The following is a 12,856-nucleotide window of genomic DNA, read 5'->3' on the forward strand; positions in this document are numbered from 1 at the left end:
GCTCACCTCGCCAGCGTCAGGTCGACGAAGCCGTCGACGAACAGCGACAGCAAGGTGCCGATGGCGAAGTAGAAGATGATCAACCCGCCGGCGATGACGAAGGGCAGCGAGATGAAATAGACCGGGATCTGCGGCGTCAGCTTGTTGACGAAGCCGATCGTCATATTGACCAGTACGGCATAGGCGACGAAGGGGCTGCCGAGCCGGATCACCAGGAAGAAGGCATCCGACACCGTGTCGGTTACGTCGACGAGCGCCGCCTGCGGGTTGAAGAACACGTTGACCGGGGCGACCGTGTAGGAGGCGACCAGCGCGCGCACGATCTCGTGGTCGAAATCGAAGACGAAGAGCAGGAGCAGCGCCGAGAACGAGATGATGGCGGCAAGGGCTGCCTGCGGCTCGGGCTCCTCGATCGCCGGTCCGCCCGAGCCGCCATAGCCGATCATCATGGCGATGGCCGAGCCCATGAAGCGCAATGCTTCCATGTAGAGCCTGGTCATGGCGCCGATCAGCCCGCCGACCAGAAGCTCGGAGACGATCATCGGCGCCAGCACCTGCGGGCGCGGATCGACGAACGGGTAGATGCGGTCCCAGAGGAAGGCGAGCAGGCCGCCGGTGGCGGCGACCGACGCGAACAGCCGGACCTGGATCGGCACGCGGGCGCTCGACAGGCCGGGCATCAGCATGAAGCAGGCGCCGATGCGGCAGAAGGCGAGGAAGGCGGCGATGACGACGCCTTGCGTGAGCGCGTTCACGAAATGGTTCCGAGCACCTTGATCTCGACGCCCTTGGCGATCTCGACATGGGAGAGAACGGGAAGCGTCGTGAAGAGACGCTCGATGATCATGCGCACATAGGGGCGCGCGTCGGGTGCGGTGACCAGCACGAAGCGCTCGCCGGCCTCGAGATGCTTGCGGATCGCCTTGGTGGCGTCCTGGCCGAATTCCTCGAGCTGACGCGGGTCGATGTCGAACTCGCGCACCTCGCCCTTGGCGTCGCGCTTTAGGCTCTGGTGGAAGGCGAGGTCCCAGCGGTTGCCGAGGCGCAGCACCTTGAGCATGCCGCCCTCGGAGAGATCGCCGCAGATCTGCTGCGCCATGCGGATGCGCACATGCTCGACGATCTGCTCGGTGCGGCGCACATGCGGCGCGATCTCGGCGATGGCTTCGATGATGAGATGCAGGTTGCGGATCGAGACGCGCTCGGCGAGCAGGAGCTTCAGCACCGCCTGCAGGCCGGGATATGAGATATGCGAGGTGCAGATCTCGTCGGCAAGCTTGCGGTATTCGGGATCCAGCCGCTCCAGCAGCGCCTTCATGTCCTTGTAGGACAGAAGCTGCGGCAGGTTGTTGCGGATGACTTCCGAGAGGTGGGTGAGCAGCACCGACATGTTGTCGGCGAAGGTGTAGTTCTCGCGCTTCAGGTCCTCGGCGAAGGTCTCGAGCACCGAATAGGCGCGCATGCCGAAGGCCGGCTCGCGGATCTCCTCGCCGGGGATGTCCGGAACGCCGCGGGTGCCGAGCAGCACCATGACCTCGCCGACGCGCATCTGGTATTCGGCGACGACGGTGCCGTGGACCTTGATCTGATAGCTCTTCGGCGGGATGGCGAAGTCGTCGGCGACGCGCACCTCCGGCACCACGAAGCCATATTGCTGGGCGAATTTCTTGCGCATCTTCGACATGCGGAACACCAGCTCCTGATGCGCGACCAGCAGCCTGGTCGAGAGCTGCTTGCCGATCAGAAGCTCGATCTCGGCGGTGGCTAAAGATGCCTTGACCGAGTTCTTTTCTTCCTCGGCCTTGTTCGCCTTCTCCTGGTTCTTCAAAGCTTCCGCGGCAGCCAGCTCGCGGTTGTGGCGCAGCGGGATGACATAGCCGAGGCCGGCCATGGCGCCGGCAAGCGCAAAGAAGGGAAACAGCGGTAGGCCGGGCATGAGGCCGAGGATGACCAGCAGTGATGAAGCAACATAGAGCGCGCGCGGATGGGCGCCGAGCTGGCCGAACACCGCCTGGTTGGTGGAGCCGCGGGTGCCGCCCTTGGAGACGAGCATGCCGGCGGCGAGCGAGACGATGAGCGCCGGGATCTGGGTGACGAGGCCGTCGCCGACCGACAGCTTGATGAAGACGTCGGCCGCCTGGCCGAGGCCCATGCCGTGGCGCAGATAGCCGATGGCGATGCCGCCGACGATGTTGATGGCGGTGATGATGAGGCCGGCAATGGCATCGCCGCGCACGAATTTCGAGGCGCCGTCCATGGAGCCGAAGAAGGAGGATTCTTCTTCCAGCTCGCGGCGGCGAAGCTGCGCGGTCTTCTCGTCGATCATGCCGGCGGAAAGGTCGGCGTCGATCGACATCTGCTTGCCGGGGATGGCGTCGAGGGTGAAGCGTGCGCCGACCTCGGCGATACGGGTGGCGCCCTTGGTGATGACGATGAAGTTCACCACGATCAGGATCATGAAGACGATGAGGCCGATGACGAAGTCGCTCGACATCACCAGCTTCGAGAAGCCCGAGATGACATAGCCGGCCGCGTGTGTGCCTTCATTGCCGTGCGACAGGATCATGCGCGTAGTGGCGATGTTGAGCGACAGCCTCAGCATCGTGGCGATCAGCAGCACGGTCGGGAAGGAGGAGAAATCCAGCGGCCGCTGGATCCACAGCGCCACCATCAGGATCAGCACCGAGAGCGCGATCGAGAAGGCAAGGCCGATGTCGATGAGGAAGGCCGGGATCGGCAGGAACAGCACCGCCAGGATGACGACGATGCCGAGCGCGAAGAAGACGTCGCGGCCGTCCTTGGCTACTGCGCCGGACGCAAGTGTTTCGCTGATCGCCATATCGTCCCCGAAATCCAGAACTGCCATGCGCATGGCAGGTGCTCGACCGTAACCGGCCAAGCTTGCGCGAAGGTGGGAGAGCGGCTACTGCAGCATTCGCCGGGCGCTGCGGCGCGGGCGCGCCGGTTCGTCCAATTGTCTGATCGAAGCTTCCGACAGGCTTGCTGAGAGGAAGAAAAATGCTCCTGATCATCGGCACCATTCGCCTGCCGCCGGAGCGGGTTGCGGCGGCCAGGCCGGCCATGGAGCGGATGATCTCGGCGAGCCGCGCCGAATCCGGCTGCCGCGAATATTCCTATGCGCAGGATGTTCTCGATCCCGGCTTGATCCATGTCTCGGAAGCCTGGAGCGACCGCGCCGCGCTCGACGCGCATTTCAAGTCGGCGCATATCGCCGAATGGCGCGCGAGCTGGGCAGAGCTTGGGATTGGGGACCGGAACCTCACACTCTACGAAGCAGGCGAGGGTATCGCGATCTGACGATTAGGGCGGTTCACCGTTTTCACGGAAACGGCGAACCCTCTATCTCTTTGTTTTGACGCAATTCCGGACAGAAAGCCGTTTCACACTTTTCCTGGAATTGCTCTAATCGACGCAACGCCAAAATGGCGCCACATGCGGTCGGCATTGCGGTTGTCACGCACCGCCGCCGAGCGCATCAGGCACGGCACCTTTCCATCCTCCGCATACCCCCGGCGAACCGCTCCGTTGCCTGCCAGAAACGATCCGCAAGTCTACGCCCGCCGGCTTCGCGCGGTGCTGATCAACTCGATCCCCGTGCTCGAGGCGCGCGGCATCGTCATCGTGCTGATGGCAGGCATGGTCGGCGTGATCGCGGGCGCGCTGGTCACCGGCATGAGCGCGCTGGTGCAAGCCATGCACTTCCTGCTCTTCGACGTGCAGCCGGGCGGGCGGCTTTCGGCCATGTTCTCGCTGGCCAATCCGGTGCAGGCGATGTTTCCGGCGATCGGCGGCCTGCTGCTCGGCCTTTCGGTGATCTGGCTAAGAAGGCGGAAGTTCAGAACGCCGGTCGACCCGATCGAGGCCAACGCACTCTATGGCGGGCGCATGTCGCTCACCGACACGTTCATCATCGTCGTCCAGACCATGATCTCCAGCGGCTTCGGCGCCTCGGTCGGGCTGGAAGCCGGCTACACGCAGATCGGTTCGGGCATCGCCTCGTGGCTGGCGCGCGCCTTTCGGCTGCGCCGCAACGACGTGCGCATCCTGGTTGGCTGCGGCGCCGCCGGCGCTATCGCGGCCGCCTTCGACGCGCCGCTGACCGGCGCCTTCTACGGCTTCGAGCTGGTCATCGGCATCTACTCGGTGGCCAATGTCGCGCCGGTCATGACGGCCGCGGTCGCGGCCTTGCTGACGGCGGAAATGTTCGGCGGCGTGCCGTTTCCGCTGGAACTTTCCGGCCTGCCGACGCTAACCGCCGGCCAATACCTGCCGTTCCTCCTGCTGGGACTCCTCGGTGGGGCGGCGTCTATCGCGATCATGCATCTGGTGAGCATTGTCGAGCGCGTCTTTGTGCGGCTGGCGATCGACGCTTCGGTCAGGCCCTTCATCGGCGGCATCGTTGTCGGGGTGCTCGGACTGATCACGCCGCAGGTGCTTTCCAGCGGGCATGGCGCGCTGCATCGCGAGTTCGCCATGAACTACGCGCTTCCCGTGGTGGCCAGCGTTTTCGTGCTGAAGCTGGCGGCTTCGGCGATCTCGCTCGGCTCCGGTTTTCGCGGCGGCCTGTTCTTTGCTTCGCTGTTCCTGGGCGCCCTGCTCGGCAAGGTCTTTGCCGGCGTCATGGCGCTGACCGCGCCTTCGGCCGGCATCGATCCGGCGGTCGCCGCCGTGGTCGGCATGACCTCGCTTGCCGTCGGTGTCGTCGGCGGTCCGCTGACCATGACTTTTCTCGCGCTGGAATCGACCCGCGACCTGACGCTCACCGGCGTGGTGCTGGCGGCCTCGATCATGTCGGCGATCCTGGTGCGCGAGACCTTCGGCTACTCCTTCTCGACCTGGCGCTTCCATCTGCGCGGCGAGACGATCCGCAGCGCCCATGACATCGGCTGGATGCGCAGCCTCAATGTCGGCTCGATGATGCGCAAGGACGTCCGCACCATCGATGCCTCGACCACGCTGGCCGAATTCCGCAAGGAGATCCCGCTCGGCTCCGCGCAGCGCGTTATCGCCGTCGAAGAAGGCCAGCACTATGTCGGCGTGCTGCTCGTTCCCGAGTTGCACAGCGATCTCTCCGACGGAGAGACACCGGTGCAGGCGCTCGCCCGGTTCAAGGACGCGGTGCTGGTGCCGTCGATGAACGTCCGGTCCGCCGCCGAGACCTTCCAGCGCGCCGGCGCGGAAGAACTGGCGGTCGTGGAGGATTTCGACGACCGCACTGTTCTGGGTCTGCTTACCGAGAGCCACTTGATGCGACGCTATGCCGAGGAGCTCGACAAGGCGCGCAGAGACCTGTCGGGGGAAGGGTAGGTCCGCCCATCCCGCAAGATTAATGCTCGATCGGCCCCTTGGGCGAGACAAGCGCCGTCCCTGCCGTCGTCGGCCTTTCGATCATGCGGCGCACGCGCGGCGGGTTCTCGCCGCTGTGCAGCGCGCGGATGCGCTCGCCGACCACGGCGTCGGCATGGGTGGCGCGCCGGTTGTGGCGGATGTATTCGACCCAGGTCGGCGTGTGGTAGTGCTCGATCCAGATCCCCGGATTTTCGAGATCGCGCGCCAGCGTCCAGTTGCGGGCACCGTCGCGGCGGCGGATGCGGCCGCGCTCGGCCATGGTGGCGAGGAATTCCGGCACGTCCTCCTCGCGGATGATGTATTCGATCATGATGGCGATCGGGCCGCTGCGCGGCTTCAGATCGAGCGCCAGCATCGGCTCCTTGAAACGGTTGAGCGGATCGAGGTTGAGAGCGGTCTGCTGCGGCAGCGGCAGGAACAAGCCGATGGCGCCGCCCGCCAGCATGGCGACGGCGGCGGCCATCAACGCCGTCTCCGCGCCATGGGCGTCGGCGACGACGCCCCAGATCCAGCTGCCAAGCGCGATGCCGCCGAAGGTCGCCGTCTGGTAGATCGACAGCACGCGGCCGACCACCCAGCGCGGCGTCGACATCTGCACCGTGACGTTGAAGTGCGAGAGCGCGATCACCCAGCAGGCGCCGCCGATGAGCAGGCCGGCCGATGTCTGCCAGGCGTTTTGGCTGACGGCGGCGTTGAAGGCGCAGAGCGCGAAGCCGGCGAAGGCGGCGCGCACCATCGTTTCGCTGGAGAGCAACTGCCTCAGCCGCACGCTTATCAGCGCGCCGCCGACGGCGCCGATGCCGAAGGCGCCGAGCATGATGCCGTAGGTCAGCGCATCGCCCTTGACGACGTCGCGCGCCACCAGCGGCAACAGCGCTAGCACCGCTCCGGCGCTGAAGCCGAAGGCCGAGCCTCTCGCCAGCACCTTGCCGATGTTGGGAGACATGGCGACATAGCGCAGGCCGGCGCCCATCGCAGCACCCAGCGACTCGCGCGGCAGCGTTTGCTCAGGCAGTGCTGGCTTCCAGCGGAACAGCACGACGATCAGCCCGACATAGCTGACGGCGTTGGCGGCGAAGGCCGCCGCCGCACCCGCGGCGGCAACGATCACGCCGCCGATCGCCGGGCCAACGCTGCGTGTTATGTTGAAGCCCATCGAGTTGAGCGCGATCGCCGCCGGCACCTTGGCGCGCGGCACCATGTCGCCGACCGAGGCCTGCCATGACGGGCTGTTGAGCGCCGTGCCGCTGTCGATCAGGAAAGTGAAGGCCAGCAGCGTCCAAGGCGTCATCCAGCCGAACCAGGTGAACAAGGTGAGCAGCGCCGAGACGACCAGCATGAAGGTCTGCGCCACCAGCATGACCTTGCGGCGGTTGAAGCTGTCGGCGATGGCGCCGGCAATGAGCGCGAACAGCATGATCGGCAAGGTGGTCGAGGCCTGGACCAACGCCACCTGGTACGAAGAGGTGGCGATGGTCGTCATCATCCAGGCGGCGCCGACCCCCTGGATCAGGCCGCCGAAATTCGATACCAGGCTTGCCGACCAGACGGCACGGAAGATGCCGTGCCGGAACGGCGCCAGCGCCGAGACGCGTTCGCTTTCCGGCTCGTCGTCGATCATGATCGCTGTCCCGCCTTCATTTGTTGTCTTGCGTTCGCCGCGCGTCAGGGTCGCGCCGGCGACTCGCCAAAGGATCGCGGTCCAACAACAGGAAGGCAAAGGCGAAAATGCGTCGGCGAAGCTTTAAGCCAAGCATCTTGCCGGTCTGGACCAAACTTCGGCTGCTTCGTGCCTCGGGCCCAAGCACGCAGCGCTGCCGAAGCCGGCGTAGCCTCCAATCTAAAGCATGTCGCGTGAAAAAGGGTTCACGCGACCTGCTTTAGGTCTTTGATTTTAAGCATGTCTTTGTCCCGAAACCGCTGCACACTTTCGGGAGACATGCTTTAGCCACGACAGGGCCGGCCACAAGCGACCCGGTTCATGACCCGAGAGGGTCGTGGATCAGAAACCGTGCTCGATGCGTTCGAAGATGACGTTGGTGAAGGCCGAGATCTGGCTGCCGATGAACGGGCCGGTCAGCGCCACCACCAGCATGATGGCGACGATCTTGGGCACGAAGGTGAGCGTGATTTCCTGGATCTGGGTCAGCGCCTGGATGAGCGCGATGCCGATGCCGACCGCCATGGCCACAAGCACGACAGGGGCGGAAGCGGTGAGCACCGTCCACACCGCGTACTGGACGATATCGAGGGCGTCGGCCTCGTTCATGGGCAGACCCGTATGAAATCGGCTAGGCGGCCGGCTTGATCGATACGCCAGCGCCGACGGGGACCTCGGTGCCGTCCTGCAGCACCGCTATCAGGCCGCTGCTGGCGAGTTTCACCGAAGCCACGGTCCCCGTGGTATTGCCGTCGGCGGAAGTGATCGAGCGACCGATCAGCGCATCCGCCTGCGACAGCGCCGAGGACTGCATGATCTGGTCGAGCTTGCTGTTGGTCTGGACCGATTGCTCGACCTGCGAGAAGGTCGCGAGCTGCGCGACATACTGCGTCGAATCCATCGGCTTGGTCGGGTCCTGGTTCTTCATCTCGGCAATCAGAAGCTTCAGGAACGACTGATAGTCGACGGCGGTCTTCGAGGTCGAGGTGGTGGTCGAGTTGGCGCCTGCCGGAATGGTCGTCGTCATGTCCACGGTCATCGGTCTCTATGCTCCCATAGCCAGCGCGCGCGGCGCTTCCGGAACGTCGTCATTGCCGCCAAGCGCCTGGCGCTCGAGCGGATAAAGCGCGCGGATCGCCTTCAGCGCGTCGTAGATATGATCCTCGCCGACCATGCGGTCGATCTGCTTCAGCGCGCTGCAGATATCCTGATTGTCGAAGCTCGCGATCAGCATCGGCAGCGAGCGGCGGAACATGTCGCGGGCCTCGGAGGCGCCCGACGGGTTCATCAGCATGATCTGCACGATGAAGTAGAGCTGCCTGAGCGGCGTCGAGGCCTGCTCGGCCTGGATGACATGGCTTTCCAGAAGGAACTGGACGTCGTTCATCAGCTCGATGGTGACCTTGCGGTCAACCCGGATGACGGCGCCGTTGACGTAGATCTTCTCGTTCGGCTTCAGCGAGATCTTCAGCGTGTTGGTCATTGGATGCCGTCTCGGATGATCTGGGAGACCTCGATCAATCCTTCGAAATTGTTGGTGCGGCCCTGTCGGATGTCCTCCGTCTCACGCAGCAGCCATAGACCGATCGAGATCAGGTTGGCGCGCAGTTCCTTGGGCAGCGCATTGTCGCTGGAGCCGAGATCCTCGACGAAAGTGGTCCAGATGCGACTGGTGAAGTGCAGCGCCTCGATCGCCTCCATCGACTCCGGCCCGACGGCCGATGCCGCGGACAGCATGTCGATCGAACGGGTGAGCAACTGCCGCTCCCGGTCCTTGGCGTCGGCGACGGAGTCGGTCTGGATGTCGGCGTAGGAGAATTGATACATCGTCGGAGCTCCGGCGTGCCGGTGAGAGTGTTCAGGTGAGGTAGTTCAGCAGGCTGAGCTGCTGCAGGCGAGCGGTCAAGGCGAAGGATGTTTCGATATGCTGCGTCAGGTCGGCCACGCGGGTGGCGGCCTCCGCAGGATCGACGCCCTCGAGATCGATGATATGCTTCTCGAACAGGTCGACCTGGGTTTTCATGCGATCGCTGGCGTCGGACACGCGCTTCTGGGCGAGGCCGGCTTCGGATTGCGCCTGGACGATGCCGCCGATGGCTTCGCCGACCAGTTTTTGCGCGCGGCTGACGATCGTGTTCTGCCCCTGCTGGCTGATGTTGCCGGCGAAGAGCGTGCTGACCATGGCGGCGGCCATGGCGAGCTTGCGGATGCCCTGCTCGTTGGCGCTGACCGATGTCTGCGTGGTCTCGCTCAATGAAATGCGGCTGGTGATCTGATCGTCGGTGGCGTTCGACCAATTGGCCTGCCAGCCGGAGCCCAGGAACTGCGGCTCGACCGCGGTGGTGATGAAGCCGTCCATCTGGGCGGCCGTGATGTTGGCGGCCGCCGGGTTGCTCTGGGTGAAGCCGAAGTAGCTGGTGAAGGCGGCGTCGAACGCCGCCTTGGCGGGCGAGCCGGCAGCGCTGAAATTGTCGATCGGCTTGACGTCGGTGTTGGTGCCGGCAAACAGATATTCGCCGTTGACGCTGGTGTTCAAGATACCCGTCATCTGCTGCAGCGCCGTGGCGCCGGCGGTCTGGGTGATGCTGGTCGAGGAGTCGCCCGACACGGCGCTGGTCAGCGCCGTCAGGAGATCCTGCGCGACATCGGAAAGCTGGCTGAGCGAATCCTGCGTCGACGTCAGGCGCGCCGCGACCAGCGAATTGGAATCTATGATGCCGTTCAGCCGGTCGAGATCGCGCTGGAAGGTGACGGCCTGCGTCGTGCGTCCGCCAAGCGCCAGGCCGACATCCGCAACCTTGCCGGTCTGGGACTCCTTCGTCGCCTTGACGAGGTCGGCCTGCATGCGCATCTGCTGGTAGCGCAGGGCGTTGGAGATGGCGGCTGAGGAGACGGCTGTCGCTTTCATGGATTATCCCACCGCGCTCAACAAGGCGTCCAGCATGTCGTCGACGGTCTTCATCATGCGCGCGGACGCCTGATAGGTGTGCTCAAGGTCGAGAAGAAGGGACATTTCCTGGTCGACATTGACGCCGGTATCGTTCGACAGCGCTTCGGCGGTGCGCGTGGCCAGCGCTTCCTTGGCGTCGGCGTTGGTCGACGCCTGCTGGCGCACTCCTTCGAACCAGCCGATGGCGTTGGCCGCGTAGTCCGAGACGCCCGAGCTGACCGTGATGCCGGCGGACGCATCGAAGGCCATCGGCTGATCCAGCCTGTTGCCGTAGGCGATCAGCAGGTCCGAATAGGAAGCCCCGCCGCCGGTGTTGGAAACATAGGCGGCGCCGTTGGCTCCGCCGTCGCGCAACAGCGTCGCGCTGCCGCCGGCGCTCGGGTCGAACGCGGCGTTGACGCTGATCGAACCGGCAAGGCCGTCGACCAGGATGCCGTCAGCCGGGATCGCCGGTGCGCCGGGCCAGGTGAAGAGACCGGCCTTGTCGGGCTGCGACGGCGCTGTCTCGGCAAAGGCCGTGATCAGCCCGCGCGCGATCTCGTCGAGCTGGCTCTGCATGGTCGCGGCGACGCCGTCGCGCAGTTTCAGCATGCCGGCAAGCTTGCCGTCGGCGCTGGCGTTGTCGCCGGTGCCTGCCGAAAGCGGCACATTGTCGATGTAGATCGTGTTGCCTGGCGTGCCGGCGCTGTAGCCGGCAGACGGCGTGAAGGTCACCGAGCGCGGCACCGTCTCGAACAGCGTCGTGCCGTCCTTGGTGGTGATGACCATGTCGTTGTCGCCGCGCGTGAAGGTCGAAACGGGGATATATTCGGCGATCTTCTTCAGAAGCGCGTCGCGCTGGTCGAGAGCGTCGGACACATCCGTGCCCGAGCGCGTGCCTGCGATGACTGCCTTGTTGGCATCCTGGAACTGGCTGAGCAGCGAGTTGAGGTCGTCGACCGCGGTGGCGATCTGACCATCGGTCTGGGTCCGGAAGTCCTGGATCGCCTGGGTGCCGCCGTTCAGCGACGCCACCACCTGCTTGGCTGCATCAATGACGCTGGCGCCGAGGTTCTGGTTCGACGGCGTGGTGGCGTAGAGCTGCAGCGCCTGCTGCAGGTTGGCGATCGTGGTCGACGGAGACGACGCATTGTCGACCCCGTTGACCGAGAGGTCGAGCTGGTCCATGCCGCTGTAAAGCGCGCTTTGGCCGCTCCATGCCGACAGCGCGGAAAGGTTCTGCCGGAACAGAAGGTCATTGGCGGCGCGCTGGATCTCCACCGATCGCGCGCCGGGCGCCGTGCTGGTGACGACTGCGACGCGACGGGCATAGTCCGGGTTGGACGCGTCGGCCACATTGCGCGACACGACGCTGGTTTGCTTGGATGTGGCCAGGAGCGCCGACTGGGCGATGCTTAATGCGGTGGAAAGCGACATGCGGGTCTTTCACGGGCTGGCGCCCGATGGGTTATCTCTTCAGGTTGACCAGGACGTCCATCAGGTCGGAACCGGTCTGGAAGACTTTCGAATTGGCGGTGTAGCTGCGCTGCGCCGCGATCATGTTGGTCAGTTCCTCGGCGATATCGACATTGGAATTCTCGAGCGCGCCCGAGACGACCGAGCCAAGCTTTCCTTCGTTGGCAAAGCCGATGCGAACCGCGCCTGAGTCCGCGCTCTGCACATAGACGTTGCCCGGCATCGCGGTGAGGTTGTCGGGGCTCTGAACGTCGGCCAGCGGGATCTTGTACAGCGCCTTGGTGGAGCCGTCCTCGAACTGGGCGTAGATGACGCCGTCCTGGCTGATCTGGATCTTCTCGATCGTGCTTGGCGAATTGCCGTTGACCTCGGCGTCGGAGACGGTGAAGCCCGTGCCGAGCTGCGTCATCTTGGAAAGATCGAGGTTGAGGGTCGAGCCGTTCGGCACGGTAAAGGAGATGCCCGTGGTCGCGCCGGTGAGCTTGCCGGTGGTGGCGTCGAAGGTGAGATTGGCCGAACCCAACGCACCGCCCGTATAGGGGAAGGACGTGCCGGCGGTCGCCTTCGACTGGTCGAACACCGAAACTTGCCAGGTGCCGGTGCCCGTTTTGGAGAAATAGACGTCGAGCAGCACCTTGTTGCCGAGATTGTCATATGCGACCAGCGAGGACTTCGACGTGTACTGGGCCGAGGCTGTATTGGTGGTGGGCAGGCTGCCGGCTGCGACCGGAGTGGCGCCTGCGGGCAGGTTGCCGGTGAAGGTTCCTTCCGTGCTGGGCGTCGCCGTCATCTCCTGGTCGGAGATTTGCACCGGCACTAGGCCCTCGAAGCCGTTGGCGGTCGCGGCCGGATCGCCATTGGCGTAGCTGTAGGCCATTAGTTGGTAGCCGGCGGCATTGACCAGCCTGCCCTCGGCGTCCGCAACGAAGGCGCCGGCGCGGGTGAGATAGGGCGTGCCGCTCGGGTCCTGCACGACGAAGAAGCCGTCGCCGTTGACGGCGAGATCGGATACCGAATTGGTGTACTGCAGAACGCCTTGCGAGCTGACGGCGGAGCGGATCGTCGTGGTGACACCGCCCGAATTATAGGCGCCGCCGGCGCTCGGCATGATCAGGGTGGAGAATTCGGCGGAGGAGCGCTTGTAGCCGGTGGTGTCGGAGTTGGCGATGTTGTCGGCAACCGCGGACAAGCGGTTGGCCTGCGCGTTCATACCGGAAACGCCGGTCCGCATCATTCCGTAGAGGCTCATCGAAACATCTCCTCGGTGCCTAAAAGCGCGTCGCGTAGACGCGCTTTTAGTCTTGTTTTGATGCATGTCGTTCTCCCAAAACCGCTGAGCACTTTTGGGCGACATGCGTTAGGTCAGAGGCCGTAAGAGTAGGCCCCGTGTCTTGCGCGAGGCTGGCGCGGAACGTGCCGGC

At 64.7% G+C, this 12,856-nt stretch carries 12 protein-coding genes; 2 read left to right on the plus strand and 10 right to left on the minus strand.

The window, feature by feature from the left end; all coding sequences use genetic code 11:
* Window positions 1-2: 2 nt before the first annotated feature.
* Window positions 3-686: a flagellar biosynthetic protein FliR gene (gene fliR / locus EH240_RS01200; protein WP_425374762.1), complete on the minus strand. Its 684-nt coding sequence runs from the start codon at window positions 684-686 to the stop codon at window positions 3-5.
* Window positions 687-751: 65 nt separating this feature from the next.
* On the minus strand, window positions 752-2,839 hold the full coding sequence (flhA, locus tag EH240_RS01205) for a flagellar biosynthesis protein FlhA (protein WP_124995684.1): 2,088 nt from the start codon (window positions 2,837-2,839) through the stop codon (window positions 752-754).
* A gap of 179 nt (window positions 2,840-3,018) precedes the next feature.
* On the opposite strand from flhA, the gene EH240_RS01210 reads away from it, so the two are divergent.
* Window positions 3,019-3,318 (plus strand): putative quinol monooxygenase, encoded by a 300-nt coding sequence (locus EH240_RS01210; RefSeq protein ID WP_124995585.1) that lies wholly within the window; start codon window positions 3,019-3,021, stop codon window positions 3,316-3,318.
* A 228-nt stretch (window positions 3,319-3,546) separates the two neighbouring features.
* A complete protein-coding gene (locus EH240_RS01215) occupies window positions 3,547-5,328 on the plus strand; it encodes a chloride channel protein (RefSeq protein ID WP_124995586.1) in 1,782 nt (593 codons plus the stop codon).
* A gap of 19 nt (window positions 5,329-5,347) precedes the next feature.
* Here the strand turns inward: EH240_RS01215 and EH240_RS01220 are convergent, their stop codons facing one another.
* From EH240_RS01220 to EH240_RS01255, 8 genes are all read right to left on the minus strand, one after another.
* The gene (locus EH240_RS01220; protein WP_124995587.1) at window positions 5,348-6,991 is read right to left on the minus strand and encodes an MFS transporter; all 1,644 of its coding nucleotides are present in this window, start codon (window positions 6,989-6,991) and stop codon (window positions 5,348-5,350) included.
* Between the two features lie 381 nt (window positions 6,992-7,372).
* Window positions 7,373-7,639, minus strand: coding sequence for a flagellar biosynthesis protein FliQ (gene fliQ, locus EH240_RS01225; protein WP_027165133.1), 267 nt, complete (start codon window positions 7,637-7,639; stop codon window positions 7,373-7,375).
* A gap of 22 nt (window positions 7,640-7,661) precedes the next feature.
* Window positions 7,662-8,069 carry a flagellar hook assembly protein FlgD gene (gene flgD / locus EH240_RS01230; RefSeq protein ID WP_124995588.1) on the minus strand — a complete coding sequence of 136 codons (408 nt, stop codon included), beginning with the start codon at window positions 8,067-8,069 and terminating at the stop codon, window positions 7,662-7,664.
* Between the two features lie 6 nt (window positions 8,070-8,075).
* The gene (gene flbT, locus EH240_RS01235) at window positions 8,076-8,513 is read right to left on the minus strand and encodes a flagellar biosynthesis repressor FlbT (RefSeq protein ID WP_124995589.1); all 438 of its coding nucleotides are present in this window, start codon (window positions 8,511-8,513) and stop codon (window positions 8,076-8,078) included.
* Complete coding sequence (flaF, locus tag EH240_RS01240) at window positions 8,510-8,857, minus strand: flagellar biosynthesis regulator FlaF (protein ID WP_124995590.1); 348 nt, start codon at window positions 8,855-8,857, stop codon at window positions 8,510-8,512. The genes flbT and flaF overlap by 4 nt, the downstream gene beginning before the upstream one ends.
* 31 nt (window positions 8,858-8,888) lie before the next feature.
* Window positions 8,889-9,938: a flagellar hook-associated family protein gene (locus EH240_RS01245; RefSeq protein WP_124995591.1), complete on the minus strand. Its 1,050-nt coding sequence runs from the start codon at window positions 9,936-9,938 to the stop codon at window positions 8,889-8,891.
* A 3-nt stretch (window positions 9,939-9,941) separates the two neighbouring features.
* On the minus strand, window positions 9,942-11,396 hold the full coding sequence (gene flgK / locus EH240_RS01250; protein WP_124995592.1) for a flagellar hook-associated protein FlgK: 1,455 nt from the start codon (window positions 11,394-11,396) through the stop codon (window positions 9,942-9,944).
* Window positions 11,397-11,427: 31 nt separating this feature from the next.
* The gene (locus EH240_RS01255) at window positions 11,428-12,684 is read right to left on the minus strand and encodes a flagellar hook protein FlgE (protein WP_124995593.1); all 1,257 of its coding nucleotides are present in this window, start codon (window positions 12,682-12,684) and stop codon (window positions 11,428-11,430) included.
* Between the last annotated feature and the right edge of the window lie 172 nt (window positions 12,685-12,856).

Source organism: Mesorhizobium tamadayense, assembly GCF_003863365.1.
GTDB classification, from domain to species: domain Bacteria; phylum Pseudomonadota; class Alphaproteobacteria; order Rhizobiales; family Rhizobiaceae; genus Mesorhizobium; species Mesorhizobium tamadayense.